Origin of the sequence: Streptomyces sp. RPT161 (genome assembly GCF_027533845.1) — a bacterium.
Classification (GTDB): domain Bacteria; phylum Actinomycetota; class Actinomycetes; order Streptomycetales; family Streptomycetaceae; genus Streptantibioticus_A; species Streptantibioticus_A silvisoli_A.
Map to the genome: position 1 here is coordinate 162,210 of NZ_JAPZVN010000008.1, position 26,146 is coordinate 188,355.

A 26,146-nucleotide genomic window follows, 5' to 3' on the forward strand; every position below is an offset into this window, starting at 1 on the left:
CCTTGAGGAGGCGCCCCCACCATGCTGCAGGGCATCGACGTCAGTTCCTACCAACCCAGCGATTACTCCACCACCGGGCTTTCCTTCGTCTTCATCAAGATCACCGAAGGCCTCGGCTACGTCAATCCGAAGTGGGTCGCCCAACGCACCACCGCACGCCACGCCGGGCTGGTGACCGGCTTCTACCACTACCCCCACATCGCCAACTCCCCGACGGCGGAGGCCGATCACTTCCTCGCCCAGATCAACCTGGTGGCGGGCGACATCGTGTGCCTCGACTGGGAATGGTACGGGCAAAACGTTTCGGACCAGCAGGCGCGCGCATACAAGGACGCCTGGGTGGCACACGTCCGCGCCAGGGCGAAGGGCCATCGCGTGGTCGTCTACTGCAGCCGGACCGACTGGCTGACCGTGGACACCGATTCCAACTGCGGCGACGGCCTGTGGATCGCCGACTACACCAACGCCGGGCACCCGCGGGTCAAGCACCACTGGACCTTCCACCAGTACACCAGCACCCCGCTGGACAAGGACGTCGCCAACTTCCCCAGCATCGCCGCACTGCGTTCGTGGGCGGGGGCACCGCACCACCTGACCACCGAGGCCGAGGCCCCGGCCTCCGAGACCTCGTCAGGCTGAGCCCTCGCGCACCGGCTCCAAAATCGCCACGCACTCCACGTGATGCGTCATCGGGAACAGGTCGAACGCCCTCAGTGACACCGGGTGGTAGCCCTCCGCGGCGAAGTAGGACAGGTCGCGGGCGAGGGCGGCGGGGTCGCAGGCCACGTAGGCGATGCGGCGGGGGGTCAGGGAGGCGAGGTGGCGGACGGTGGGCTTGCCCGCGCCGGCGCGGGGCGGGTCGAGGACGACGAGGTCGGCCTCGGTGATGCCGGTGCGCGGCAGGACGTGCTCGACCTTGCCGAGTTCGATCCGCACCCGGTCCAGGTCGGCGAGGTTGTGCCGGGCGTCCTCCACCGCGCGCTTGTCGGACTCGACGGCGAGCACCGCGCCGCGGTCGCCGAGCCGCTCGCGCAGCGCGCCCGCGAACAGGCCGACGCCGCAGTACAGATCGAGTGCGGTCTCCCCCTTGCGCGGCTTCAGCCCGTCCAGCACCGCGCCGACCAGGATGTCCGCGGCCTGCGGGTGTACCTGCCAGAAACCGCCGGAGCCGACCCGCCAGGTGCGGTCGATCGCCCGCTCGCGGACGAAGCCGCGGCCATGCACCCGGTGTACGCCGCCCTGCTCGTCCACCCGCAGCACGGAGACCGGACGGTCGAGTTCCACGATGGGCAGCCGACCGCCGGGGGCCGGGGTGACGATCACCTGGCGGTCCGAGGAACCGGTCGCGGCGATGGCCTCGACAGCGGCGACCCCGGTCCAGTCACGGGACTCGACGCCGAGTTCGCTGACCCCCGGGGCGGCGATCAGGCAGCGGTCGATCGGCTCGACCTCGTGCGAGCGGTGCCGACGCAGACCGGCCCGGCCCTCGGCGTCCACCGCGTACTGCACCCGGGTGCGCCACGCCGGGACCTGGCCCTTGGCCACCTTGTCACCGGGGGCGGGCTCGACGGTGCCGTCCCAGCCCGCCTCCTCAGGGGTGAGCCCCGCGAGCCGGGCGAGCTGCTCGGTGACGACGGCGACCTTCAGCCGACGCTGCGCGCCGGGCGCCACGTGCTGCCAGTCGCAGCCGCCGCAGCGGCCGGGCCCGGAGAACGGACAGGGCGCCGCCACCCGGTCGTCGGAGGCGTGCAGCACCTCGACGGCGTCGGCCCGTAGGAACCGGGAGTCCTCGCCGCCCTCGGTGACCTGGGCGATCACCCGCTCGCCGGGCAGCGCGTGCCGTACGAACAGCACCCGGCCCTCATGGCGGGCGATGCAGTGGCCGCCGTGCGCGACCGGGCCGACCTCGACCTCGTACCGCTCGCCCACCAGCGAGCCGCCGCCCGCGGTGTCCTGGTCCTTCGTACGGTTCGCACGGGTGCGGTTCTTCACGGTGCGGGGGCTCCTGAGCACGATCCAGTGCCTCCGTTGAGGCAACAGCCCCTCAGTCTACGTCCCGCTCCGCTCGCCACCGACCGGCCGCTGCGCCTCGCCGGACCGCCGGGGCGCGGACACCTGGCCGCGGCGCACCGAACCGGGGGCGCTCCAGTCGCGCCGCCCACGGGAACGGTTCTTCGCCCGGACGCTGGAGTCGAGCTGCCACGGTACGGAGGTGACCATCACGCCCGGGGTGAACAGCAGCCGCCCCTTGAGCCGCAGCGCGCTCTGGTTGTGCAGCAGGTGCTCGTACCAGCGGCCGACGACGTACTCGGGGATGTAGACGCTGACCACCTCGCACGGGCTGTGGCGCCGTACGTCGCGCACGTACTCCACGATCGGCCGGGTTATCTCGCGGTACGGCGAGTCGAGCACCCTCAGCGGTACGTCGAGATCGCGGCGCTCCCACTCCCGCTGGAGCAGTTCGGTCTCGGCGGGGTCGACGTTGATGCTGAGCGCTTCGAGGGTGTCGGAGCGGAACAGCTTCGCGTACGACAGGGCGCGCAGCGTCGGCTTGTGCAGCTTGGAGACGAGGACGATGGAGTGCACCCGGGACGGCGCCGCCATCTGGTCGTCCGGGTCCTCGGCTACCGACAGCTCCTCGCTCACGCTGTCGTAGTGCCGTCGGATGCCGGTCATCAGCAGGTAGAACACGGCCATGCCGACCACCGCGACCCAGGCGCCGTGGGTGAACTTGGTGAGCAGCACGATGACCAGGACCAGGGCGGTCAGGAAGGCGCCGAAGGTGTTGATCGCCCGGGAGCGGATCATCCGGCGGCGCTCGGCCGGGTCGGTCTCGGTGGCCAGATGCCGGTTCCAGTGCCGGACCATGCCGGTCTGGCTGAGGGTGAACGAGACGAAGACGCCGACGATGTACAGCTGGAGCAGCCTGGTGGAGTCGGCACCGTACAGGTACACCAGCAGCCCGGCGAACAGGGCCAGCGCCACGATGCCGTTGCTGAACGCCAGCCGGTCGCCGCGGGTGTGCAACTGGCGGGGCAGGTAGCGGTCCTGGGCGAGGATCGAGCCGAGCACCGGGAAGCCGTTGTACGCGGTGTTGGCGGCGAGGAACAGCACCAGCGCGGTGACCGCGGACAGGAAGACGAACGGGATCGAGCCGTCGCCGAACACGGCCGCGGCGACCTGGGTGATCACGGGGTTCTGGATGAAGCCGGGACCCACCGGGTGCCCGTCGCGCAGCAGGTCGGTGGCCGGGTGCTCGGCCATCCGCACACGGGTGGTCAGCGCCAGCGTGATGATGCCGACGAACATGACCACCGCCAGACCGCCCATCAGCGCCAGCGTGGTCGCGGCGTTCCTGCTCTTGGGCTTGCGGAAGGCGGGTACACCGTTGCTGATCGCCTCGACGCCGGTGAGCGCGGCGCAGCCGGAGGAGAAGGCGCGCAGCAGCAGGAAGACCATGGCGAACCCGGCGATGCCCGGGGTCTCGGCGTGGATGGTGAGGTCGGCGGTGGGCGCCCTCATGTGCGCGTCGAGGACGAGGGCCCGCACCGCACCCCAGATGATCATGAGGCAGACGCCGCCGACGAACGCGTAGGTCGGGATGGCGAAGATGGTGCCGGACTCGCGGACCCCGCGCAGGTTCATCAGGGTCAGCACAGCGATCACCGCGAGCGCGCAGAGCACCTTGTGTTCTATGACGAACGGCACCGCGGAGCCCAGGTTCTCGATCCCCGAGGAGATCGAGACGGCGACCGTCATCACGTAGTCGACGAGCAGCGCGCTGGCGACGGTGAGCCCGGCGCGCGGACCCAGGTTGGTGGTGGCCACCTCGTAGTCGCCGCCGCCACTGGGGTACGCGTGCACGTTCTGCCGGTAGGAGGCGACCACCGTGAACATCAGCACCACGATGGCGACCGTGATCCACGGGCTGAGGTGGTACGCCGAGACGCCCGCCATGGACAGGACGATCAGCACCTCACCGGGCGCGTAGGCCACGGAGGAGAGCGGGTCGGAGGCGAAGACCGGGAGGGCGATGCGCTTGGGGAGCAGTGTTTCGCCCAGTCGGTCGCTGCGCAGCGCCCGGCCGATCAGGATCCGTTTCGGCAGGTCGGTCAGATTGGACACCAGAGGATGTTAAGGGTTCGTCAAGATTGCTCGACAGTCGCCACCCCCGTGTGCCCGCGCGGAACGCTTGCGAGCCGTGCGTGGACTCCCCGCGACGACCGCGCGTGTGTAGCTTTGGCCCCGGTCTGAGACGCTGGGATGGTCTCCGACGAGATGAACACAGCCGGAAGGACAGGCGTGCACGTCGTAATCATGGGCTGCGGACGAGTGGGGTCCACACTCGCCCAGACCCTCGAACAGCAGGGTCATACGGTCGCCGTGGTCGACCAGGACCCGACGGCGTTCCGCCGTCTCGGGTCCGGTTTCGCCGGGCGCCGGGTGACCGGGGTCGGCTTCGACCAGGACACCCTGCGCGAGGCCGGGATCGAGGAGGCCGGGGCGTTCGCGGCGGTCAGCAGCGGCGACAACTCCAACATCATCGCCGCCCGGGTGGCGCGTGAGATGTTCGGCGTGGAGAACGTCGCGGCCCGCATCTACGACCCCCGCCGGGCCGAGGTCTACCAGCGGCTGGGCATTCCCACGGTGGCCACGGTGCGGTGGACCGCGGACCAGATGCTGCGCCGGCTGCTGCCGTCGGGTGCGGAGCCGCTGTGGCGTGACCCCAGTGGCACGGTGCAGTTGGCGGAGGTGCCCACCTCCACCAAGTGGGTGGGGCAGCGCATCCGCAAGCTCCAGGAGGACACCGGGGTGCGGGTGGCGTTCCTCACCCGGCTGGGCGAGGCGGTGCTGCCGACAGCGTCCACGGTGTTGCAGGAAGGCGACCTGGTGCACGTGATGATGCGCACCGACGAGGTCGAGAAGGTCGAGGCGGCGTTCGCCGACGGGCCCGAGGAGAGTCGTTCATGAGGGTCGCGATCGCCGGAGCCGGTGCGGTGGGGCGTTCCATCGCCGGGGAGCTCCTGGAGAACGGGCACGAGGTGCTGCTCGTGGACAAGAACCCGTCGTCCATCTCGGTGGAGCGGGTGCCGCAGGCCGAGTGGCTGCTGGCCGACGCCTGCGAGATCACCTCGCTGGACGAGGCCGCGCTGCAGCGCTGCAACGTGGTCATCGCGGCGACCGGTGACGACAAGGTCAACCTGGTCGTCTCACTGCTGGCCAAGACCGAGTACGGGGTGCCGCGGGTGGTGGCCCGGGTCAACAACCCCAAGAACGAGTGGCTGTTCAACGAGGCGTGGGGCGTGGACGTCGCCGTCTCCACACCGCGGCTGATGTCCGCGCTGGTGGAGGAGGCGGTCAGCGTCGGCGACCTGGTACGGCTGCTGCGCTTCAGCCAGGGCGACGCCAACCTGGTGGAGCTGACGCTTCCGCCGGACGCGGCGCTGGTCGGCACCCGGGTCGGCGACGTGGCCTGGCCCACCGACACCTCGCTGGTGACGATCATCCGCGGCCACCGGGTACTCACGCCCGCCAAGGACGACGCGCTGGAGGCCGGTGACGAGCTGCTGTTCGTGGCCGCGCAGGACCGCGAGGAGCAGCTGGAGCAGTTGCTGTCGGTCTCCCGCACGGACACCGCGGGCTGATCCCCGACACTGCGACGGGGTCCGGAACCGACTCGGTTCCGGACCCCGTCGCGTTCGCGGGTCAGGCGGCGCTGCTCTCCCGCTTGGCGCGTTCGGCGGCCTCCTCGGCCTCCAGTTCGGCGATCACGTCGATCGGCGGCGGCGCCTTGGCCAGGAAGATCCAGGTCAGGTAGACCGCGAGCAGGAACGGTGGGATGCCGAGGGCGACCTTGACCCAGCCGAGCTGGGTGGCGTTGCCCCACCAGTACAGCGGGAAGAGGATCGCCGACTTGGCCAGCAGGATGAGGCCCCACGCCCAGGTGGCCTTGGTGTACGCCCGGAAGCGGCCTGGGTTGCGGGTCCGCCAGGACAGGTTCTCCCGCAGGATCGGGCCGAGCAGCACCCCGATCAGCGGGAAGCGGACCAGCGCCGAGACCACGTACGCCACCGCCAGGCCCAGCGTGTAGAGCATGCCCGGCAGGTAGAAGTTCTTGGCGTCGCCGGAGAGCATCGCGAAGAACGCGCCGAAGGCGACCCCGAACACCCCGCTCAGCGCGTGCTTGAGGGTCTGCTTGCGGACCAGCCGGGCGATGGCCAGCAGCAGGGTCAGCCCGAGCGCCGCCACAGCCGAGGCGGTGATGTCGTGCCGGATGGTGAAGACCGCCACGAAGACCAGGCCGGGGACGGTGGTGTCCACCATGCCCCAAACACCGCCGAACGCCTCAAGCAGCGCGGCGTCGGCCGCCGCCTTGGACGCGGCGGCCTCGTCCGGCGAACGCCGGTCCTGGTCTGCCTGCTGGTCGGTCCGCTTGTTGGTGAACGCCACCGGCTACTCCTGTCCGACGGGACGCAGCTCGTACTTGGGGTTGAACAACACCAGCCGACCGCGGTTCTGGGCGATCCGGCCGGAGGCGATGATCCTGCGTCCCGGTTCTATCCCGGCGATGCTGCGGCGGCCCAGCCACACCACGTCGAGCGGGGCGGTGCCGTCGAACAGCTCCGCCTCCAGGGCGGGCACACCGGCCCGCGGCCGCAGCGTGACCGTGCGCAGCGTACCGGTCACGGTCACGATCTGGCGGTCCTGACAGTCCCTTATCCGGGTGCAGTCGGCCGTCGGTGTGTCCTTGCGCAGGTCCTCGGCGTGCTCGTCCTCCTGGGAGGCGGCGAGTCGACCGAAGATCCGGCGCAGGCGTCCGGTCGGCCGGTCCGGACGAGTGGCTCCACTCATACAGGAAGGGTACCGGTCGCCCCCTGGATACCGGCCACGGCTCGAAGCGGCGGCCCGGTCCGTCCGGGGGACGGCCCGCACCCCCGTACGCCGGCGGCTCAGGGCTCGAAGCGGTAGCCCATGCCCGGCTCGGTGATGAAGTGCTTGGGGTGCGCCGGGTCGGCCTCCAGCTTGCGGCGCAGCTGCGCCATGTAGACCCGCAGGTAGTTGGTCTCGGTCCCGTACGCCGGTCCCCACACCTCCTGGAGCAGCTGCTTCTGGCTGACCAGCCGCCCGGTGCTGCGCACCAGGACCTCCAGCAGGTGCCACTCGGTCGGGGTGAGGCGTACGTCGACGCCGTCCCGGTTCACCTTCTTGGCGGCCAGGTCGACGGTGAACGAGTCGGTCTCGACCAGCACCGCCTCGTCCCCGTCGCCGGTGGGCTGGGAGCGGCGGACCGCGGCGCGCAGCCGGGCCAGCAGCTCGTCCATGCCGAACGGCTTGGTGACGTAGTCGTCGGCCCCGGCGTCCAGCGCCTCGACCTTCTCGTCGGAGGCCTGCCGTGCGGACAGGACGATGATCGGCACCCGGGTCCAGCCGCGCAGACCCTTGATGACCTCGGCGCCGTCCATGTCGGGCAGGCCGAGGTCGAGCACGATCACGTCGGGATGGCGGGCTGCCGCGAGTTGCAGCGCGGTAGCGCCGTCGGGTGCGGCGTCCACTTCGTACTTGCGGGCCCGCAGGTTGATCACGAGTGCGCGGACGATCTGCGGCTCGTCGTCAACCACGAGCACCCTGACGGGGGGCCGGGTCGCCCCGCCGGAGGGCTGCGGCATGGAACCTGCCTTTCGGGTCATGAGGTGGCCAGTCACGGGGTGGCCTGCGCCGGAAGCTTGGAGGCGGTCGGCAGCGCGGTGGCCGCCGCCTGGAGGGTGAGGACCATGGTCAGGCCGCCACCCGGAGTGTCGTCGGCGACGAGCGTGCCGCCCATCGCCTCGGCGAAACCGCGGGCCACCGCGAGGCCGAGGCCCACTCCGGCGCCGCGCGGAGCGTCACCGTACCGCTGGAAGGGTTCGAATATCCGGTCCTTGGCGTGTTCCGGAACGCCGGGGCCCCGGTCCGCGACACGCAGTTCGACCCGGCCGCCGAGGGCGCTGGCGGCGACCAGGACGCGCTCGTCGGGCGGGCTGTACTTGACCGCGTTCTCCACCACGTTGGCGACCACCCGCTCCAGCAGGCCGGGGTCGGCGAAGATCATCGGAAGCGTTTCGGGGATGTCCAGGGTGACCGAGTCCGGCGGTACGCCGCCGAGCGCCATCGGGACGACCTCGTCGAGGTCGACCTCCTGCATCAGCGGGGTGACGGTGCCGGTCTGCAGCCGGGACATGTCCAGCAGGTTGCCGACCAGGTGGTCGAGCTTGTCCGCGCCTTCCTCGATGCCTTCGAGCAGTTCAGCCTCGTCCTCCGGCGACCATGCCACGTCGTCGGAGCGCAGTGAGGAGACGGCGGCCTTGATGGCGGCCAGCGGGGTGCGCAGGTCGTGTGAGACGGCGGCGAGCAGCGCGGTCCTTATCCGGTTGCCCTCGGCGAGTTCCCTGGCCTGCTCGGCCTCGCCCAGCAGTCGCTGGCGGTCCAGGATGCCCGCGGCCTGCGCGGCGAACGCGGAGAGCAGCCGGCGGTCCTCGGCGGGCAGCACGCGCCCGCTGAGCGCCAGCGACATGTGGTCGCCGACCGGCACCTCCACGTCGGCGTCGTCGGGCCGGACGCACGGGGACGGGCCGACGCTGCCCGCGCAGGTCCACGGGCCGTAGTCGTCGGCCCGCTCCAGCAGCGCGACCGACTCCATCGCGAAGGTCTCCCTGACCCGGTCCAGCAGCGCGTCCAGCGAGCTCTCGCCGCGCAGCACGCTGCCCGCGAGCAGCGAGAGTATCTCCGCCTCCGCGCGCAGCCGGGCCGCCTGGTGGGTGCGGCGGGCCGCCAGGTCGACCACCGAGGCGACCGATATCGCCACCGCGACGAAGACCACTTCGGCGACGATGTTGTGCGGATCGTTGATCGTCAGGGTGTGGACCGGAGGCGTGAAGAAGTAGTTCAGCAGCAGGGATCCGGCCGCCGCCGAGGCCAGTGCCGGGAGCATGCCGCCGATCAGCGCCGCCGCCACGGTCAGCGACAGGTACAGCAGCATGTCGTTGGCGAGCCCGAGCCCGGGGTTGAACTGGTCGAGCAGCACCGTCAGCAGTACCGCGCCGCCGCAGCCGACCAGCCAGCCCAGCGCCTTGCGGCCCTTGCCCAGCCGGGCGCCACGCGCCATCGGCAGGCCGCGGCCCTTGGCGGCCTCCTCGTGGGTGACGATGTGCACGTCGAGGTCGGGGCCGGACTCACGGGCCACGGTGGCGCCGACGCCGGGCCCGAAGATGTACTGCCAGGCCTTTCGGCGGCTGGAGCCGAGCACGATCTGGGTGGCGTTGACGCCCCGGGCGAAGTCGAGCAGCGCGGTGGGGATGTCATCGCCCACCACATGGTGAAACGATCCGCCGAGATCTTCCACGAGGGTGCGCTGTACCGCCAGCTCCTTGGGCGAGCCGGAGGCCAGGCCGTCGCTACGGGCGACGTAGACGGCCAATATCTCGCTGCCGGAGCCCTTGGCGGCCATCCGGACGGCCCGGCGTATCAGGGTGCGCCCCTCGGGGCCGCCGGTCAGGCCGACGACGATGCGCTCACGGGCCTGCCAGGTGCTGGAGATGCGGTGCTCGGCGCGGTACTGCTGGAGGTACTCGTCCACCCGGTCGGCGACCCACAGCAGCGCCAGTTCGCGCAGGGCGGTGAGGTTGCCGGGCCGGAAGTAGTTCGACAGGGCGGCGTCGACCTTGTCCGGCTTGTAGATGTTGCCGTGCGCCATGCGGCGGCGCAGCGCCTGTGGCGACATGTCGACCAGCTCGATCTGGTCGGCCCTGCGCACCACCTCGTCGGGCAGGGTCTCCTGCTGGCGCACCCCAGTGATGGACTCGACGACGTCGCCGAGTGACTCCAGGTGCTGGATGTTGACGCTGGAGACGACATCGATGCCCGCCTCCAGCAACTCCTCGATGTCCTGCCATCGCTTGGCGTTGCGGCTGCCCGGGATGTTGGTGTGCGCCATCTCGTCGACGAGGGCGACCTTGGGGCGGCGGGCCAGCACCGCGTCCACGTCCATCTCGGTGAACATGGCGCCGCGGTACTCGATCTCCCGGCGCGGGACCAGCTCAAGGCCGTGCAGCATGACCTCGGTACGCGGGCGGTTGTGGTGCTCCACGAAGCCGACCACGATGTCCGTGCCCCGCTCCAGGCGCCGGTGCGCCTCGGAGAGCATGGCGTAGGTCTTGCCCACGCCGGGGGCCGCCCCGAGGTAGATGCGCAGTTTGCCGCGTGCCATGGCTCCATCTTCGTATGGGGTGAGCTGATCTGGCACACATGACCTTACGGCGGGGCTTCACGGCATAACGGACAGGTGGGGGCGCCCGGCGAGGTATTGACACGATTCTGACGACACCCTGTCGTCCGGCCGCCCCCTGCCGCTCAGACGCTGGTCAGCGGCTCCTCCGCGCCCTGGTCACCAGCGGCGGCGCGGCCGAACCGCTCCTCCCGGCGCTGGGCCGAGTCCAGCAGGTACGGCACGCTGATCACCATCACGCCGGAGGTGAACAGCAGCCGGGCCTTGAGCCGCAGCGCGCTCTGGTTGTGCAGGATCTGCTCCCACCAACGGCCCAGCACGTACTCCGGGATCAGCACGGTGACCACGTCGCGCGGGCTCTCCCGGCGCAGTCCGCGCACGTACTCCAGCACCGGTCGGGATATCTCCCGGTAGGGGGAGTCCAGCACCTTCAGCGGTACGCCCATCTCGTGCGCCGCCCACTTGTCGTTCAGCTTCTCCGCCGCAGCCGGGTCGACGGCCACGGTGACCGCCTCCAGGGTGTCCGGGCGCATCGACTGGGCGTAGCCCACCGCCCGCAGCGTGGGCGCGTGGATGGTGGAGACCAGCACCACGGCGTGGTTCCGGGACGGCCGCTCGGGGCGGGCGTCGGGTGTCACCTTCAGTTCCTCGGCGACCCGCTGGTAGTGCCTGCGCACCGCCTTCATGGCCAGGAACAGGGCGGGCATGGCGATGCAGACGATCCAGGCGCCGTGCGCGAACTTGGTGATCAGCACGATCACCAGCACCAGCGCGGTGAGCGCGGCGCCCAGCGCGTTGATCGCCTGGGACCTGCGGATCCGCAGCCGGCCCGAGGCGTCGGTGGTGTCGGTGAGCTTGCGTCCCCAGTGCCGCACCATGCCCGCCTGGGACAGGGTGAAGGAGACGAAGACACCGATGATGTAGAGCTGGATGATCTCGCTGAGGTCGGCGTCGAAGGCCACGATCAGGCCCGCGGCGGCCAGCGCCAGCAGCACCACGCCGTTGGAGAAGACCAGCCGGTCACCCCGGTTGTGCAACTGCCGTGGCAGGTAACGGTCCTGGGCCAGGATCGAGGCGAGCATCGGGAAGCCGTTGAACGCGGTGTTCGCGGCCAGGATCAGCACCGCGGCGGTGGCTGCCTGGACGAAGTAGAACAGCACGGTGACGTTGCCGAAGGCGGCCCGGGCGATCTGGGCCAGCGCGGTGGGCGTCGAAGTGCCGGCGGGCAGGCCGAGTTGGGTCGGGTCGTCGGCGACGTGCACCTGGAAGACCATCGCCAGGATGGTGATGCCGACGAACATGGTGATCGCCAGCGTGCCCATGACGGCCAGCGTCATGGCGGCGTTGCGGCTCTTGGGCTTCTTGAACGCCGGGACGCCGTTGCTGATCGCCTCGACACCGGTCAGCGCGGTGCAGCCGGAGGCGAAGGCCCGAAGCCCCAGCAGCAGCAGGCCGATTCCGGCGTAGGTACCGGTGGCGTGGATGGACAGGTGCGCGGACTCGGCGCGGATGGTGTGGCCCATCAGCATGCGGGCCGCGGCGAACGCGAACATCACGTAGATGCTGATCACGAACGCGTAGGTGGGTACCGCGAAGGCACGCCCCGACTCCCGTACACCGCGCAGGTTCATCACGGTGAGCAGGGCCACGAAGGCCAGCGAGAGCAGCACCGCGTGCTTGCTCAGGCCCGGGAAGGCGGAGGTGATGGCGGCGACACCGGCCACCACCGAGACCGCGACGGTCAGCACGTAGTCGACCATCAGCGCGCTGGCGGCGGTCAACGCCGCTGTCGGGCCGAGGTTCTCCGCGCTGACCACGTAGGCGCCGCCTCCGCCTGGGTACGCGTAGCAGGTCTGCCGGTACGAGGCGACGACCACGACCAGTAGCAGGACGATCGCGGCACCTACCCACCAGGCGAGGTGGAGCAGGGCGGCGCCGCCGAGCGCCAGCACCATCAGGATCTCCTCGGTGGCATACGCGACGGAGGAGAGCGGGTCGCTGCAGAAGACCGGAAGGGCCAGTCGCTTCGCCAGAAGCGTCTCTCCCATCTGCGTGGTACGCAGCGGGCGGCCCAGCAGGAACTGCTTGGGGAGCATTGTCACGGCCAGCGATCCTAAGCATGGATTCGGCCGCGTAGTCCCTCGAATGGGGGATGAGCGCGTTAGGGATGCGTAAAGTTTTGGCCGGTATGCGTATTCGTTGCGTCAAACCTCTTGTGATCGAAGTCTCATCGGCGTAGTCAGTGCGAAACGACGAAGGCCCCGGATCGCCCTGTGCGGACGGTTCCGGGGCCTTGTCCTGGCCTGACCGGTCAGCGCTGACCGGCCTTCTTGCCGTGGTTGGCGCCCTTCTTCCTACGGGCTTTCTTCTTGCGGGCTCGCTTGGACATGAGCGGTGCGTCCCCCTTCAGGCGTGCGAGCCGACCAGCTGGTCGGCGAGCTTGTTCAGGCGCTTGACGGTGCGCTCCTCGGTGGCCGCCGGAGCGGGCTCGGTGCGCTCGGCGCGGTCGTAGTAGGCGCCGTTGACGATCTCGGTGCCGGGGTCGCACAGCCGCACCACGTGCGCCGCGCCCTCGGCCGCGGGGGCTCCCTCGTGCCCGTACAGCGGCAGCAGCGCGGTCTCGCAGTTGCCCGGGTGCACGCTGACCGCCTGGACCGCAGAGTCGGCGGCGAAGACGGTGAGCGCCAGCTGCGACTGCGCGTAGGCGGCGAGCCGGGAGTAGCGGCGGGCCCGGTTGGGGTCACTCCAGGCGATCGACGCGGTGCGGTGCAGCGACGACGAGACGTTGACCACCCGGCCGCTCGGCGACGCGTTGAGCGGACCCTCCAGCTGCCGGGTGAGCAGGTACGCGGCGAGGAAGTTGACCTGGAAGGCGATCTCGTTGCCGTCGTCGGTGATGGTGTGCCGCTCGGGAGCGGCCACCGCCGCGTTGTTCACCAGTACGTCGAGCCGCGGGTGGCTGTCACGGATCCTGCGGGCCATCGCCTCCACCTCCTCAAGGCGGGTGAAGTCGGCGACGGCCGGGCAGAGCCGGGACGGGTCGGCGCCCGCCGCGACCAGCCGCTCGACGGCCTCGCTGGCGGACTCGGCGGTGGGGGCGTGCACGATGACGGTGCAGCCCTGTGCTGCGAGCAGCCGCGCGGTCTCCCAGCCGATCCCGGAGGTCGCTCCGGTGACCAGGGCCGTACGGCCGGTGGACGGCGTGCTTGCGGTTTGGGACATGGTCCGATCCATGGGCAGGGCACACCACCGCGGCGCGCGGATCCGCGCGCCGCGGGGCATGCGTACGGGAGAGCACCGCCGCGGTAGGGGCGGCGGTCACAAAAGGGGAGGACGACGCCTCAGTGCGTCTCGACGGCGCGTCAGAGCGTCACGGGGAAGCGGAGCCCGACCGACGCAGGCCCGGTACTCGGGGGTCGGTCGTCATGGCGCGTTCCGCTGTTCACAGCGTCGATCCAACCGTTGCGCGCGGTCTCGCACAAGAAGCGCCACATGTCCCATACGCGCTGATGACGGGCCACTGACGCCCCGTTGACGCACCCGTCTTCGCCAAACGCCCGTTCGGCACGCGAAAAGAGCGAACCACCCGGCGGCCGAAGGGAGTTCGGCGCACCGGGTGGTCCGGATGGGCGGGTGGTCAGCCCGCGAGCTGCCGGAGGGCGATGTTCAGCTCCAGCACGTTGACCGTCGGGTTTCCGAGGAAGCCGAGCTGGCGTCCGTCGGTGTGGTCGGCGACCAGCTGGGCCACCTTCGCCGGGTCCAGGTGGCGGGCCTTGGCGACCCGGTTGACCTGGATCTTGGCGTACTCCGGCGAGATGTCCGGGTCAAGGCCCGAGCCGCTCGCGGTCACCGCGTCCACCGGTACGGCGGACGGCGAGACCCCGTTGAACTCGGCGACCTGCTTGCGCCGGTCGTTGACCGTCTGGACCAGCTGCGGGTTGGTCGGGCCGAGGTTGGACGCACCGGAGGCGGTGGTGTCGTAGCCGTCGGTACCGGCCGCCGAGGGCCGCGGCTGGAACCACCTGGGGTCCGGCTGCGCGGTCTCCTTGGGGTCGTTGGGGTTCTTCTTCGGCAGGTTGAAGTTCTGGCCCAGCAGGCTGGAGCCGACCACCCTGCCGTCGACCTTCACCTGGGAGCCGTTGGCCTTGTTGTTGAACGCGGCCTGGCCGACGCCCCACACGGCGAGCGGGTAGATCACACCGGTCACCACGGTCAGTACGAGCAGCGCGCGCAGCGCGGCCCACGCCAGCCGGGCACTGTTACGGAAGGAGTTGTTCATGGCGGGTCACCCGATCCCGGGGATCAGAGTAATGAGCATGTCGATGATCTTGATGCCGATGAACGGGGCGATCAGGCCGCCGACACCGTAGATGGCGAGGTTGCGCCGCAGCATCTTGTCGGCGCTCATCGGCCGGTACCGGACACCCCGCAGGGCGAGCGGCACCAGGGCGACGATGATCAGCGCGTTGAAGATGATCGCCGACAGGATCGCCGACTGCGGGCTGTGCAGCGCCATGACGTTGAGCTTGTTCAGGCCCGGGTACGCGACCGCGAACATGGCCGGGATGATGGCGAAGTACTTCGCCACGTCGTTGGCGATGGAGAAGGTCGTCAACGCGCCCCGGGTGATGAGGAGTTGCTTGCCGATCTCGACGATCTCGATCAGCTTGGTCGGGTTGGAGTCCAGGTCCACCATGTTCCCGGCCTCCTTGGCGGCCGAGGTACCGGTGTTCATCGCCACACCGACGTCCGCCTGGGCCAGCGCCGGAGCGTCGTTGGTGCCGTCACCGGTCATCGCGACCAGCTTGCCGCCCGCCTGCTCCCGCTTGATCAGCGCCATCTTGTCCTCGGGAGTCGCCTCCGCGAGGAAGTCGTCGACCCCCGCCTCCTCGGCGATCGCGGCGGCGGTCAGCGGGTTGTCGCCGGTGATCATGACGGTCTTGATGCCCATCCGGCGCAGTTCGTCGAACCGCTCGCGCATGCCGTGCTTGACGACGTCCTTGAGGTGGATGACGCCCAGCACCCGGGCTCCGTCGGTGTCCTCGACGGCGACCAGCAGCGGAGTACCACCGGCCTGGGAGATGGTGTCGGTGAGCGACTGGGCGTCCTCGGCGACCGTGCCGCCGCGCTCCTGGACCCAGGCGATCACCGAACCGGTCGCGCCCTTGCGGACCTTGCGGCCGTCCACGTCCACACCCGACATACGGGTCTGGGCGGTGAACGGAATCCACTCGGCGTCCACCAGCTCGCCCTGGTGGCGCTCGCGCAGGCCGAACTTCTCCTTGGCGAGCACCACGATCGAGCGGCCCTCGGGCGTCTCGTCGGCGAGCGACGAGAGCTGGGCGGCGTCCGCCACCTCGGCGGCGGTGGTGCCGCGCACGGGTACGAACTCGGAGGCCTGACGGTTGCCGTAGGTGATGGTGCCGGTCTTGTCCAGCAGCAGCGTGGAGACGTCACCGGCGGCCTCGACCGCCCTACCGGACATCGCCAGGACGTTTCGCTGCACCAGCCGGTCCATACCCGCGATGCCGATCGCGGACAGCAGCGCGCCGATGGTGGTCGGGATCAGGCAGACCAGCAGCGCGACCAGCACGATCATCGACTGCTCGGCCTTCGCGTAGATCGCGAACGGCTGGAGGGTGACGACCGCCAGCAGGAAGACGATGGTCAGCGATGCCAGCAGGATGTTGAGCGCGATCTCGTTCGGCGTCTTCTGCCGCGCCGCGCCCTCGACCAGGCTGATCATGCGGTCGATGAAGGTCTCGCCCGGCTTCGTCGTGATCTTGATGACGATCCGGTCGGACAGCACCTTGGTGCCGCCGGTGACCGCGCAGCGGTCGCCACCCGACTCGCGGATGACCGGGGCCGACTCACCGGTGATCGCCGACTCGTCGACGCTCGCCACACCCTCGACCACGTCACCGTCGCCGGGGATGATGTCGCCCGCCTCGCAGACCACCAGGTCGCCGACGCGCAGTTCGGTGCCGGGGACGCTCTCCTCGGCATCGCCGTCAAGACGGCGCGCGACGGTGTCGGTCTTGGCCTTGCGCAGGGTGTCGGCCTGCGCCTTGCCGCGGCCCTCGGCGACCGCCTCCGCCAGGTTGGCGAAGATCACCGTCAGCCACAGCCAGGCGGCGATCGCCCAGCCGAACCAGTCGCCGGGATGGACGATGGACAGGACCGTGGTGAGCACGGAGCCGATCTCGACCACGAACATGACGGGCGACTTGACCATCACCCTCGGGTCGAGCTTGCGCATCGCGTCCGGCAGCGACTTCAGCAGCGCCTTCGGCTCGAACGCGCCGGCCCCTACCCGGCCCCCCTCGGGCTGGGCGTTCGCAGGGACTTCCGCTTCCGGAGCCCGTACGGGAGTTTCAGTGGACATGGGTTCCTCGACAGAAGTCTTTATGTCGCCGGTGGTCATGACAGCCCCTCAGCGATCGGGCCCAGCGCCAGCGCGGGGAAGTACGTCAGACCGGTGACGATCAGCACGGTGCCCACCAACAGCCCCGCGAACAGCGGCTTTTCGGTGCGCAGGGTGCCCGCGGTCTCCGGGACCGGCCGCTGCTCGGCGAGCGAGCCGGCCAGCGCCAGCACGAACACCATCGGCAGGAAGCGACCCAGCAGGACCGCGAGACCGGTCGTGGTGTTGAACCAGTCGGTGTTGGCGTTCAGACCCGCGAAGGCCGAACCGTTGTTGTTGGCCGCGGAGGTGTACGCGTAGAGCACCTCGGAGAAGCCGTGCGGGCCGGGGTTGGCCGCCGAGTGGATCGGCGTCGGCAGGGCCATCGCCAGCGCGGTGAAGATCAGCGCCACCGCGGGGGTGATCAGGATGTAGCACGCGGCGAACTTGATCTCCCGGCCGCCGATCTTCTTGCCCAGGTACTCGGGGGTGCGGCCGACCATCAGACCGGCGATGAACACCGCGATGATCGCCATGATCAGCATGCCGTATAGGCCGGAACCGGTACCGCCGGGCGCGAGTTCGCCGAGCATCATGGCGAGCAGGTCGAGGCCGCCGCCGAAGGCGGTGAACGACGAGTGGAAGGAGTCCACCGCGCCGGTCGAGGTGAGCGTCGTGCTGACCGAGAAGAGCGCGGACGCTCCGACGCCGAACCGCTGCTCCTTGCCCTCCATCGCGCCGTGCGCGGCCTGGAGCGCGGCGCCCGGGTGGGCGAACTCGGTCCAGCTCATCAGGACGACGAAGCCCAGCCAGATGATGAACATCGCGGCGAGGATCGCGTAGCCCTGCTTCACGTTGCCGACCAGCTTGCCGAAGGTGCGGGTGAGCGCGAACGGGATGACGAGGATCAGGAAGATCTCGAAGAGGTTGGTGAAGGCGTTCGGGTTCTCGAACGGGTGGGCCGAGTTGGCGTTGAAGAAGCCACCGCCGTTGGTGCCCAGTTCCTTGATCGCCTCCTGCGAGGCGACCCCGCCGACCGGCATGCCCTGCGAACCACCGGTCAGGGTGGTCAGGTTGTGCCAGGTGCCGAAGTCCTGGATGGCGCCGCAGGCGACCAGCACGATCGCGGCGACGAAGGAGAGCGGCAGCAGGATGCGGACGGTGGTGCGCACCAGGTCCGACCAGAAGTTGCCGAGCTCACCGGTGCGCGACCGGGCGAAGCCGCGGACCAGCGCGATGGCCACCGCGATGCCGACGGCGGCGGAGACGAAGTTCTGCACCGCCAGGCCACCGGTCTGCACGACGTGACCCATCGTGGTCTCGCCGGAGTACGACTGCCAGTTGGTGTTGGTGACGAAGGAGGCGGCGGTGTTGAACGCCTGCTGCGGTGTGACGGCGGCGAAGCCGAGCGAGCCGGGCAGGTGGTTCTGGATCCGCTGCAGCAGGTAGAGGAACAGGACGCTGATCAGCGAGAAGGCGAGGACGCCGCGCAGATAGGCGGGCCAGCGCATCTCGGTGTCGGGGTTGGCGCCAATGGAGCGGTAGATCAAGCGCTCCACGCGCAGGTGCTTCTTCGAGCTGTAGACCCCGGCCATGTAGTCGCCGAGGGGCACGTACACCAGGGCGAGCGCCACGACCAGCGCGGAGACCTGGAGCACGTCTGCGAGTATCGGGCTCATGTGGACGCTCAGAACCTCTCCGGGTAGATGAGGGCGAGGACCAGGTAACCCAGCAGGGCGACGGCCACGACGAGGCCGGTGATGTTCTCGGCGCTCACAGCTTCGCAACCCCCTTGGCGACCAGAGCCACCAGCGCGAAGACCGCGAGAGTGGTGAGGACGAAGGCCAAGTCGGCCATCGCGTGCTCCTATTTCGGGATCGGATTTCGGACAACGTCGAGTGAAACCGCCGATCCTCCGAACGCGAGCCGCGTTGACGCCTCCCTTACGCCCTTTGTCGCGCCCTTGACGCCTTCCATACGCACAAGAAAAACCGGTGGCCCGGACCTGTTTTCACAGGTCCGGGCCACCGGTTTCCTACGTATTGAAGGCGTTATCCCATCGCGTCCAAAACGCGATCCGCCGCGCCCGGGCAGGCACCGCGGCGCGGACGGCCGACCGCTGTCAGCGGACCTCGGTGATCTCCGGGCCGCGGCGCATCGGGTCGATGCCGTCGGAGAACTTGCCCGGCGCGCCCTGGTCCTGGAGGCCCTCCGGCATCATCTGGGCGTCGTCGGGGAGTTTGAGGACGACGGGGTCGCGCGGAGCCATCGGCGAGTCGCCCCGGTTGACCACGGTGTCCCGGAAGATCTGCTCCAGCACACCGGCGGCCTGCGGATGCACCGCGCCCTGACCGGAGATCACTCCGCGCAGGAACCAGCGCGGCCCGTCGCAGCCGACGAAGCGCACCAGCTGCACACCGTTGGTGCCGTCCGGCAGCTGCACCGGGACCTGCGCGCGCAGCTCCCAGCCGAGCGGGCCCTCGACCTCGTCGATGACACCGCCCTGCTGGGTGATCCCGGAAGCGATCTCCTCGCGTACCTCGCCCCAGATCCCCTCGGACTTGGGCGCGGCGAACGCCTGTAGCTGGATGGCGCTGTCCTGGAGCACGACGGTCGCCGCGACGATCGCGTCGCCCGCCACCTCCACCCGCAGCTCCATGCCGTCCACCCCGGGCACGAACAGCCCGCCGAGGTCCACCCGGCCCTCGCCGGGGTTGCTGACCTCACTGATGTCCCACGGTCCGTCCGGGCGCGGGGCTGGCGGCAGGTTGAAGCGCCGGGACTCCTCCGGCTCCTCTGACGCGTCGGCGTCCTGTGTCGTCTCGTCCGGGCCCGCCTCTTCGGCAAGCCCGTCGAGGGCGTCTTCGCGCTCCTTGCGGCGACGACGGAACACGGTCACTGTCCTTCCCGGTCTGCGGCGACCGAAGCGTAGCCCTTACCGATCGTAGAACCCGTCGTACGAGCCGCCGGGCCCGCCACCGCGGCATGCCCCCCAGTGGAGCCGAAGCCCCCCGCGGCCCTCGCAGAGCCGGGCAGCTCCGCGACCTCGTGGAAGCGGACCTTCTCGACCTGCTGGACGACCAGCTGGGCGATCCGGTCGAACCGCTCGAACCGTACGCTCTCGCGCGGGTCCAGGTTGACCACAATCACCTTGATCTCCCCACGGTACCCGGCATCCACCGTCCCGGGCGTATTCACCATGGAGACACCACACCGAGCGGCAAGCCCCGAACGCGGGTGGACGAACGCGGCGTACCCGTCGGGCAGCGCGATGGCGATGCCGGTCGGCAGCACCATGCGCTCGCCGGGGGCGAGTTCGGCGGCCTCGGTGGTCACCAGGTCGACGCCCGCGTCGCCGGGGTGGCCGTAGGACGGGATGGGAACCTCGGGGTCGACGCGGCGGATCAGCACGTCCACCGGTTCGCGGGCGGCACTCACGGGTTCACCTCGAAGGCGCGGGCGACCTTGACCTGGTCGGGGTCGGCGAGGGCGGCCTTGATCTCCTGGGGGCGGCCGTTCTTGGTGAAGTGTTCGAGCTTCACCTCGACGAAGACGGCGTCGGCGCGCACCGCCACCGGCCCGTCCGGGCCGCCTATCCGGCCGACGGCGGAACCGTAGATCTTGCGCCCCGCGACGCCGGTGCAGCGCGCCTGGAGATGGAGGGTGGCGCCGACCGGGACCGGACGCAGGAAGTCGGTCTCCAGCCGGCCGGTGACCGCGATGACCCGCAGCAGCCAGTTCAGCGAGCCCAGCGTCTCGTCCAGCGCCAGCGTCAGCACACCGCCGTGGGCGAGGCCGGGGGCGCCCTGGTGGGCGGGGCGCACGGTGAACTCGGCGGTGACGGTGACGCCCTCGCCGGCCCGTGCCTGAAGGTGCAGCCCGTGCGGCTGGTCCTCGCCGCAGCCGAAGCACTGGTCGTAGTGCGCCCCCAGCAGCGTGCCCGGCTCGGGGGCCTCGGGGTGCCGGACCGGTGGGGTCGCCTCAGGCGGTGGCGTCAGCGCGGCGCCAACGCCGCTGTCGGATCCTGTAGCTGCACTCACGGCCCGAACCCTACCCTCCTACGGGTGCGGAATCCGTACGGTGCGCACAGGGGATCGAATCGCCCGGCACGTACCGGAAGCGAGCCTTCCGGTACGCGGGGGTGTGGAGCGGTCGAACGCGTTCATAGTCACGCGTGTCAAGCTGTTGCCATGCAGCCTTACGACGAACGCCTCACCGTGCCGCGCTCCTGGTGGTTCCTCGCCGTGGTGGGTGGAATCGGCTGTGCGCTGATAGCGCTGCCGTTCGGGACGCTGCCGCTGCTCGGTGTCTTCGTCGGGGCGACGGCGCTGTTCCTGGCCCTGGTGAGTTCCTACGGTTCGGCGCGGATCCGGGTGGTCGCCGGGTCGCTGGTGGCCGGGGAGGCGAAGATCCCGGTGGAGGCGCTGGGCGAGGCGCTGGCACTGGACGCCGAGGAGGCGCGGGCATGGCGCACGTACAAGGCGGACATGCGGGCCTTCATGCTGCTGCGCAGCTATGTGCCGACCGCGTTGAAGGTCGAGGTCACCGATCCGCAGGACCCGACCCCGTACCTGTACCTGTCGACCCGCTCGCCGGAGCGGCTGGCCGCGGCACTGGAGGCGGTCAGGGCGCGCTAGGCGCGTCCAGGTCTTCCCAGGGCATCTGGCGCTGGCGCAGGTCGGCGCGGACCCGCTGGGCGAGCTTGCGGGTGTCGCGCCGGTTCAGTACGGCACCGACGGCGGCGCCGACCATCAAAGGCGTGAGCGTCGGCAGGTGGCGCGCGGTGCGCTTGACGAGCTGCTGGCGCAGCTCGCGCTTCATCTGGGCGCTGAGCGCGACGTCGACCGAGGACGGCTTGCTGACCTGGATGCCGCGCTGCTCGGTCCACGCGCCGAGGTAGGCGGCGGCGCGCTGCCGGACCGTACCGGTCGCGGGCACGCCGTAGACCTCGTGCAGCTCGGCGATGAGCTTGAACTCCACGGCCGCCACCGCGAGCGTCTCGGCGGCCAGTTCGGCGGTCATGGCGGGCGGCACCGGGAGCATCGCGGCGGCGCCGATGCCCGCACCGACGGTGGCGGTACCGGCGGTCGCCCCCGCGACCAGCCGGTCGGCGATCTCCTCCGGGCCGAGGCCGGGGAACTGCGCCCGCAGCGTGGCCAGGTCGCGGACCGGGATCCGTGGCGCGGCGTCGACCAGCCGCTCGGTGAGCACGGTGGCACCGGCCCGCGCGCCGCTGCCCACCCGACGCACGAGCGAGACTCCCCGCCGGACGCCCACCGCCGCCCGGTCGGGCCGCGTCGCGCGCCGCTGGTCAGCGGAGCCTCGCTCGCCGTCGTCTGCCGCCGGAGCGCCGACCTTGCCCTTCTTCCGGAACGGTACGGGGCCCGCCACGGCTACCCCGGCCGTCAGGCCGCGCAGTCGCGGCAGATCGGCTGGCCGTTCTTCTCCTCGGCCAGCTGGCTGCGGTGGTGCACCAGGAAGCAGCTCATGCAGGTGAACTCGTCCGCCTGGCGGGGCAGCACCCGCACCGAGAGCTCTTCGTTGGAGAGGTCAGCGCCGGGCAGTTCGAGTCCCTCGGCCTGCTCGAACTCGTCGATGTCCACGGTGGACGTCGACTTGTCGTTCCGCCGGGCCTTCAGTTCCTCGATGCTGTCTTCGTTGACGTCGTCATCGGTCTTGCGTGGCGTGTCGTAATCGGTTGCCATGGCGCTCTCCCCCTCTGGGTGTTTGCGGTATCTCCAGCGCACGTAACGCGCGAGGGGCCGGTCTTGTGCCCGACCCGAGGCGGAGATTTTGCCTCACATCAAGGCCTGTTACTCAATCGACACCCAACCGCACCCCCGAAGAGGTGATCGGGTGGGCTGCCTATCAGGACCGAACACGGTCCGAATGTCGCACTTCACTCACGCCGTCACGTGTACTTCCCGTGATCATGACCTGCGGAAACATGGATTTTTCGGCTTTTTGCGCAAGTGAACTGATCACTCAGAGTATGCATGGCCGAAATCGCATGTGCGATCGGTCACAGGGGGCCAAACGGTCGGACAGATCAGAAAATTCCGCGCGAAGCGAACGCGTCCCGGGCGCGCCGCACACTATCGCCCGATCGGGTTACCCCGCTGGTCACGTCGCAGGTCACAGCGGGATGGCGACCCGCATCACCAGGCCGCCGCCGTCCCGGGGCGTGGCGGTGATCGAGCCGCCGTGCGCCCGGGCCACCGACCGGACGATCGACAGGCCGAGCCCGACACCCTTGTCGCTGTGGGTGCGCTCGGTACGCAGCCTGCGGAACGGCTCGAAGATGTTGTCCAGCTCGTACGCCGGGACCACCGGGCCGGTGTTGGCGACGGTCAGCACGGCCTGCCCGTCCTCGGTGGCCGTGTTGACCTCCACCCAGCCGTCCGGAGCGTTGTAGCGCACCGCGTTCTGCACCAGGTTGAGCGCGATCCGCTCCAGCAGCACCCCGCTCCCCCGCACCACCGCGGGCTGGAGGTTCTCGCCGCGCAGCTCCACACCCTTGGCGACGGCCTCGGCACGGGTCTGGTCGAGCGCCTGGGTGGCCACCTCGGCGAGATCGACCGGTTTGCGCTCCACCACCTCGTTGTCGCTGCGGGCGAGCAGCAAGAGCCCCTCGACCAGCTGCTCGCTGCGCAGATTGGTGGCCAGCAGCGTCTTGCCCAGCTGCTGCAGGTCGGGCGAGGCGTTGGGGTCGGCGAGCTGCACCTCCAGCAGGGTGCGGTTGATCGCCAGCGGGGTGCGCAGCTCATGGGAGGCGTTGGAGACGAAGCGGCGTTGCGACTCGAAGGAGCGCCCCAGCCGGTCGAGCATGTCGTCGAAGGTGTCGGCCAGCTCCTTCAGCTCGTCGTCCGGGCCGTCCATCTCGATCCGCCGGGACAGGTCGGAGCCGGCCACCGCGCGGGCGGTGCGCATGATCCGGCCCAGCGGCGCCAGCACCCGTCCGGCCATCACATAGCCGAAGGCGAACGCGACCACCGTCAGGCCGAGCAGCGCCAGCAGCGAGCGGCGCAGCAGGTCGCTCAGCGCGTGCTCGCGCTGCGCCCGCATGCACTGGTCGAGCGCGTCGTTGAAGTTCGACGTGGTCAGGCTGGGATCGGACAGTCCGGGACAGGTGTTGCTGGTGATCTGCACCTTGCCGCTGTACAGCCGGAACGGCGCCTCGTCACCGGAGTGCATGGCCTGCGCGGCGAGCAGGTAGATGATCAGCAGCAGCAGTACACCGGCGATCAGGAACATGCCGCCGTACAGCACGGTCAGCCTTATCCGGATCGTCGGCCGCAGCCAGGGGCCGGTGGCCTCCGCGGGGCGCGGGTCCCACGTCGGCTTCGGCGGGGTCTTGGGCGGCGGTCCGGACACCGGGGACGAGGAGGGGGAGGACGAGACGGCCATGGCGGATCAGATCCGGTATCCCGAGCCGGGCACCGTCACGATGACGGCGGGCTCGCCGAGCTTGCGCCGCAGCGTCATGACCGTCACCCGCACCACGTTGGTGAACGGGTCGGTGTTCTCGTCCCACGCCTTCTCCAGCAGCTGCTCGGCGGAGACCACCGACCCCTCGCTGCGCAGGAGTACCTCAAGCACCGCGAACTCCTTGGGCGCCAGATGCACCTCCTTGCCGTCCCGGAAGACCTCGCGGCGGTTCGGGTCCAGCTTGATCCCGGCCCGCTCCAGCACCGGGGGCAGCGGCACGCTGGTGCGCCGGCCCAGGGCACGCACCCGGGCGGTCAGCTCGCTGAACGCGAACGGCTTGGGCAGGTAGTCGTCAGCGCCCAGTTCCAGGCCCTCGACCCGGTCGCTGACGTCGCCCGCGGCGGTCAGCATGAGGACCCGGGTGGGCAGCCCGAGGCCGACCAGCTTGCGGCACACCTCGTCGCCGTGCACCACGGGAAGGTCGCGGTCGAGGACCACCACGTCGTAGTCGTTGACCCCGATGCGCTCCAGAGCGGCAGCGCCGTCGTAGACGACATCGACGGCCATGGCCTCCCGGCGCAGGCCGGTGGCCACGGCATCGGCGAGCAGCTGCTCGTCCTCGACGACGAGTACGCGCACGAGGCAGGTTCCTTCCACGAAACAGACTGGGTGTCCCTACATCCTGCCTTGGATGCCCATAAAACACCGGTAAGCGGCCGTGCGGGAGTCCGGGAGGACGTCCGGCGGAGGGCGGCGGCGAGGCCGTCGGCAAACTTCTCCGGCATAAGGAGGTTTCCGTTCCGCCGGGGCAGGGGAAGACGACTGCAACCCCGCGGTCACGACCCACACCTCGCGCGTATCCGTGCGCGTTCACAGTGATCGCCCAGAGCAGACACACCACCTTGTGCCACCGACGACAACGAGGGGGCGCCTCATGGACGCATTCACCACCGGAATCATGCAACGCATACGGAATGCCGAGTCCGACCTGCACCGTGCCCTGGAGACCGGAGACGAGTTCCTGGCCGAGGTGGAGCAGGCCGAGCTTGACGACCTGCACCGCCTCGCCGCCGAGCACGGTGTCGTGGTCTCTCGCAAGGTCGCCTGATTCCGCCAGGTGAAGGCGCGGCTTCGCGCTCTTTTTTATTTCGGGACCGAATCACTGACGTGTACCGCGCCCCGGACGCCTCGACGAGGCGTCCGGGGCGCGGGCGCATCCGGGCCGTCGGCGCGGCTCAGTCGTGCCAGGCGCCCAGCTCGTCCAGCAGCCCCTGGAGCGGCTCGAACAGACCGGCGGGCGCGGCCACCGTCAGCTCGGTGGACGCCGGCTGGCCCGGCCTGCCCCCGGTGAGCGCTCCGGCCTCCCGGGCGAACAGCTCACCCGCCGCGTAGTCCCAGGCGTTCAGCCCCCGCTCGTAGTAGCCGTCCAGCCGACCGCAGCCAAGGTCGCACAGGTCGATCGCCGCCGAGCCACCGCGGCGGATGTCCCGGACCCGGGGCAGCAGTGCGCGCACCACCTCGGCCTGGGCGGCCCGCCGCTCGGTGAGGTAGCCGAAGCCGGTGCCGATCAGCGCCTGCTCGAACGCGGGGGCGGTACGGCAGCGCACCGCCGCACCGTTGACGTGCGCGCCGCCGCCCAGCACCGCGTGGTACGTCTCCCGGCGCATCGGCGCCACCACCACGCCGACGACGGTCCGCCCGTCGCGCTGCGCCGCGATGCTCACCGCCCAGGAGGGCAGCCCGTAAAGGTAGTTGACGGTGCCGTCCAGCGGGTCGATGACCCACCGCACCCCGCTGCTGCCCTGGACACTGGCACCCTCCTCCCCCAACAGGCCGTCGTCCGGGCGCCGTTCGGCGATCAGCCCGGTGATCAGCTTCTCCGCGGCGATGTCCATCTCGGTCACCACGTCGATCGGACTGGTCTTGGTGGCGGCCACCACCAGGTCACCGGGCCTGCCGTCGCGCAGCAGAGCACCGGCGCGCTCCGCGGCGTCCAGCGCGATCTCCAGGAGTTCACGGTCCAGGTCTTCCACAGCGGTCCTCTCGTACGGCAT

The 26,146-nt window shown here is 70.2% G+C and carries 26 protein-coding genes; 5 read left to right on the forward strand and 21 right to left on the reverse strand.

Annotated elements, in window-relative coordinates; all coding sequences use genetic code 11:
* Positions 1-21: 21 nt before the first annotated feature.
* Positions 22-639: a glycoside hydrolase family 25 protein gene (locus O5O46_RS18335; RefSeq protein ID WP_269856551.1), complete on the forward strand. Its 618-nt coding sequence runs from the start codon at positions 22-24 to the stop codon at positions 637-639.
* Here O5O46_RS18335 and O5O46_RS18340 read toward each other — a convergent pair.
* On the reverse strand, positions 631-1,992 hold the full coding sequence (locus O5O46_RS18340) for a class I SAM-dependent RNA methyltransferase (protein WP_269856552.1): 1,362 nt from the start codon (positions 1,990-1,992) through the stop codon (positions 631-633). The genes O5O46_RS18335 and O5O46_RS18340 overlap by 9 nt on opposite strands.
* A gap of 57 nt (positions 1,993-2,049) precedes the next feature.
* Positions 2,050-4,125, reverse strand: coding sequence for an APC family permease (locus O5O46_RS18345; RefSeq protein WP_269856553.1), 2,076 nt, complete (start codon positions 4,123-4,125; stop codon positions 2,050-2,052).
* 177 nt (positions 4,126-4,302) lie between these two features.
* Between O5O46_RS18345 and O5O46_RS18350 the strand changes: the two genes are divergently transcribed.
* Together O5O46_RS18350 and O5O46_RS18355 are read left to right on the forward strand one after the other, a co-directional pair.
* Positions 4,303-4,971 (forward strand): potassium channel family protein, encoded by a 669-nt coding sequence (locus tag O5O46_RS18350; protein WP_269856554.1) that lies wholly within the window; start codon positions 4,303-4,305, stop codon positions 4,969-4,971.
* The gene (locus O5O46_RS18355) at positions 4,968-5,645 is read left to right on the forward strand and encodes a potassium channel family protein (RefSeq protein ID WP_269856555.1); all 678 of its coding nucleotides are present in this window, start codon (positions 4,968-4,970) and stop codon (positions 5,643-5,645) included. The genes O5O46_RS18350 and O5O46_RS18355 overlap by 4 nt, the downstream gene beginning before the upstream one ends.
* Positions 5,646-5,706: 61 nt before the next feature.
* On the opposite strand, the gene O5O46_RS18360 is transcribed toward O5O46_RS18355, so the two are convergent.
* The 14 genes from O5O46_RS18360 to O5O46_RS18420 all read right to left on the reverse strand — a co-directional run bounded on the left by O5O46_RS18360 (position 5,707) and on the right by O5O46_RS18420 (position 20,704).
* Complete coding sequence (locus O5O46_RS18360; protein WP_269856556.1) at positions 5,707-6,450, reverse strand: DUF3159 domain-containing protein; 744 nt, start codon at positions 6,448-6,450, stop codon at positions 5,707-5,709.
* Between the two features lie 3 nt (positions 6,451-6,453).
* A complete protein-coding gene (locus O5O46_RS18365; RefSeq protein ID WP_269856557.1) occupies positions 6,454-6,852 on the reverse strand; it encodes an OB-fold nucleic acid binding domain-containing protein in 399 nt (132 codons plus the stop codon).
* A gap of 98 nt (positions 6,853-6,950) precedes the next feature.
* The gene (locus tag O5O46_RS18370) at positions 6,951-7,667 is read right to left on the reverse strand and encodes a response regulator (RefSeq protein ID WP_269856558.1); all 717 of its coding nucleotides are present in this window, start codon (positions 7,665-7,667) and stop codon (positions 6,951-6,953) included.
* A gap of 32 nt (positions 7,668-7,699) precedes the next feature.
* Complete coding sequence (locus tag O5O46_RS18375; RefSeq protein ID WP_269856559.1) at positions 7,700-10,243, reverse strand: sensor histidine kinase; 2,544 nt, start codon at positions 10,241-10,243, stop codon at positions 7,700-7,702.
* Positions 10,244-10,386: 143 nt separating this feature from the next.
* On the reverse strand, positions 10,387-12,357 hold the full coding sequence (locus tag O5O46_RS18380) for an APC family permease (protein WP_269856667.1): 1,971 nt from the start codon (positions 12,355-12,357) through the stop codon (positions 10,387-10,389).
* Positions 12,358-12,572: 215 nt separating this feature from the next.
* Complete coding sequence (locus O5O46_RS35565) at positions 12,573-12,650, reverse strand: 50S ribosomal protein bL37 (RefSeq protein ID WP_443072566.1); 78 nt, start codon at positions 12,648-12,650, stop codon at positions 12,573-12,575.
* A gap of 17 nt (positions 12,651-12,667) precedes the next feature.
* Positions 12,668-13,483, reverse strand: a complete 816-nt coding sequence (locus tag O5O46_RS18385) for an SDR family NAD(P)-dependent oxidoreductase (RefSeq protein WP_269856560.1) — start codon at positions 13,481-13,483, stop codon at positions 12,668-12,670.
* Between the two features lie 415 nt (positions 13,484-13,898).
* Positions 13,899-14,540, reverse strand: coding sequence for a potassium-transporting ATPase subunit KdpC (gene kdpC, locus O5O46_RS18390; RefSeq protein ID WP_269856561.1), 642 nt, complete (start codon positions 14,538-14,540; stop codon positions 13,899-13,901).
* A 6-nt stretch (positions 14,541-14,546) separates the two neighbouring features.
* Positions 14,547-16,646 carry a potassium-transporting ATPase subunit KdpB gene (kdpB, locus tag O5O46_RS18395; protein WP_269856562.1) on the reverse strand — a complete coding sequence of 700 codons (2,100 nt, stop codon included), beginning with the start codon at positions 16,644-16,646 and terminating at the stop codon, positions 14,547-14,549.
* Between the two features lie 35 nt (positions 16,647-16,681).
* A complete protein-coding gene (gene kdpA, locus O5O46_RS18400) occupies positions 16,682-18,343 on the reverse strand; it encodes a potassium-transporting ATPase subunit KdpA (RefSeq protein WP_269856563.1) in 1,662 nt (553 codons plus the stop codon).
* Positions 18,344-18,351: 8 nt separating this feature from the next.
* The gene (gene kdpF / locus O5O46_RS18405; protein WP_269856564.1) at positions 18,352-18,441 is read right to left on the reverse strand and encodes a K(+)-transporting ATPase subunit F; all 90 of its coding nucleotides are present in this window, start codon (positions 18,439-18,441) and stop codon (positions 18,352-18,354) included.
* A 345-nt stretch (positions 18,442-18,786) separates the two neighbouring features.
* Positions 18,787-19,557: a DUF3710 domain-containing protein gene (locus O5O46_RS18410; protein ID WP_269856565.1), complete on the reverse strand. Its 771-nt coding sequence runs from the start codon at positions 19,555-19,557 to the stop codon at positions 18,787-18,789.
* Between the two features lie 2 nt (positions 19,558-19,559).
* A complete protein-coding gene (gene dut, locus O5O46_RS18415; protein WP_269856566.1) occupies positions 19,560-20,102 on the reverse strand; it encodes a dUTP diphosphatase in 543 nt (180 codons plus the stop codon).
* The gene (locus O5O46_RS18420) at positions 20,099-20,704 is read right to left on the reverse strand and encodes a PaaI family thioesterase (RefSeq protein WP_269856567.1); all 606 of its coding nucleotides are present in this window, start codon (positions 20,702-20,704) and stop codon (positions 20,099-20,101) included. Before O5O46_RS18420 ends, dut begins: the two co-directional genes overlap by 4 nt.
* Before the next feature lie 150 nt (positions 20,705-20,854).
* On the opposite strand from O5O46_RS18420, the gene O5O46_RS18425 reads away from it, so the two are divergent.
* Positions 20,855-21,301, forward strand: coding sequence for a DUF3093 domain-containing protein (locus O5O46_RS18425; protein WP_269856568.1), 447 nt, complete (start codon positions 20,855-20,857; stop codon positions 21,299-21,301).
* On the opposite strand, the gene O5O46_RS18430 is transcribed toward O5O46_RS18425, so the two are convergent.
* The 4 genes from O5O46_RS18430 to O5O46_RS18445 form a co-directional block, all read right to left on the reverse strand.
* A complete protein-coding gene (locus tag O5O46_RS18430) occupies positions 21,288-22,055 on the reverse strand; it encodes a hypothetical protein (protein ID WP_269856569.1) in 768 nt (255 codons plus the stop codon). The genes O5O46_RS18425 and O5O46_RS18430 overlap by 14 nt on opposite strands.
* Positions 22,056-22,069: 14 nt before the next feature.
* Positions 22,070-22,369, reverse strand: coding sequence for a DUF4193 domain-containing protein (locus O5O46_RS18435; protein ID WP_255930806.1), 300 nt, complete (start codon positions 22,367-22,369; stop codon positions 22,070-22,072).
* 430 nt (positions 22,370-22,799) lie between these two features.
* A complete protein-coding gene (locus O5O46_RS18440) occupies positions 22,800-24,071 on the reverse strand; it encodes a sensor histidine kinase (RefSeq protein ID WP_269856570.1) in 1,272 nt (423 codons plus the stop codon).
* A 6-nt stretch (positions 24,072-24,077) separates the two neighbouring features.
* Positions 24,078-24,731 carry a response regulator transcription factor gene (locus O5O46_RS18445; RefSeq protein ID WP_255930808.1) on the reverse strand — a complete coding sequence of 218 codons (654 nt, stop codon included), beginning with the start codon at positions 24,729-24,731 and terminating at the stop codon, positions 24,078-24,080.
* 295 nt (positions 24,732-25,026) lie between these two features.
* Between O5O46_RS18445 and O5O46_RS18450 the strand changes: the two genes are divergently transcribed.
* Positions 25,027-25,200: a hypothetical protein gene (locus tag O5O46_RS18450; protein WP_269856571.1), complete on the forward strand. Its 174-nt coding sequence runs from the start codon at positions 25,027-25,029 to the stop codon at positions 25,198-25,200.
* A 127-nt stretch (positions 25,201-25,327) separates the two neighbouring features.
* On the opposite strand, the gene O5O46_RS18455 is transcribed toward O5O46_RS18450, so the two are convergent.
* Positions 25,328-26,146 (reverse strand): inositol monophosphatase family protein, encoded by an 819-nt coding sequence (locus tag O5O46_RS18455; RefSeq protein WP_269856572.1) that lies wholly within the window; start codon positions 26,144-26,146, stop codon positions 25,328-25,330.

Coding starts and splice junctions, on each gene's coding strand:
- O5O46_RS18335 (WP_269856551.1), top strand. CDS start 22: ATGCTGCAGGGCATCGACGTCAGTTCCTACCAACCCAGCGATTACTCC.
- O5O46_RS18355 (WP_269856555.1), top strand. CDS start 4,968: ATGAGGGTCGCGATCGCCGGAGCCGGTGCGGTGGGGCGTTCCATCGCC.
- O5O46_RS18365 (WP_269856557.1), bottom strand. CDS start 6,852: ATGAGTGGAGCCACTCGTCCGGACCGGCCGACCGGACGCCTGCGCCGG.
- O5O46_RS18370 (WP_269856558.1), bottom strand. CDS start 7,667: ATGCCGCAGCCCTCCGGCGGGGCGACCCGGCCCCCCGTCAGGGTGCTC.
- O5O46_RS18375 (WP_269856559.1), bottom strand. CDS start 10,243: ATGGCACGCGGCAAACTGCGCATCTACCTCGGGGCGGCCCCCGGCGTG.
- O5O46_RS18380 (WP_269856667.1), bottom strand. CDS start 12,357: ATGCTCCCCAAGCAGTTCCTGCTGGGCCGCCCGCTGCGTACCACGCAG.
- O5O46_RS35565 (WP_443072566.1), bottom strand. CDS start 12,650: ATGTCCAAGCGAGCCCGCAAGAAGAAAGCCCGTAGGAAGAAGGGCGCC.
- O5O46_RS18385 (WP_269856560.1), bottom strand. CDS start 13,483: ATGTCCCAAACCGCAAGCACGCCGTCCACCGGCCGTACGGCCCTGGTC.
- kdpC (WP_269856561.1), bottom strand. CDS start 14,540: ATGAACAACTCCTTCCGTAACAGTGCCCGGCTGGCGTGGGCCGCGCTG.
- kdpB (WP_269856562.1), bottom strand. CDS start 16,646: ATGTCCACTGAAACTCCCGTACGGGCTCCGGAAGCGGAAGTCCCTGCG.
- kdpA (WP_269856563.1), bottom strand. CDS start 18,343: ATGAGCCCGATACTCGCAGACGTGCTCCAGGTCTCCGCGCTGGTCGTG.
- O5O46_RS18425 (WP_269856568.1), top strand. CDS start 20,855: ATGCAGCCTTACGACGAACGCCTCACCGTGCCGCGCTCCTGGTGGTTC.
- O5O46_RS18435 (WP_255930806.1), bottom strand. CDS start 22,369: ATGGCAACCGATTACGACACGCCACGCAAGACCGATGACGACGTCAAC.
- O5O46_RS18440 (WP_269856570.1), bottom strand. CDS start 24,071: ATGGCCGTCTCGTCCTCCCCCTCCTCGTCCCCGGTGTCCGGACCGCCG.
- O5O46_RS18450 (WP_269856571.1), top strand. CDS start 25,027: ATGGACGCATTCACCACCGGAATCATGCAACGCATACGGAATGCCGAG.
- O5O46_RS18455 (WP_269856572.1), bottom strand. CDS start 26,146: ATGCCGTACGAGAGGACCGCTGTGGAAGACCTGGACCGTGAACTCCTG.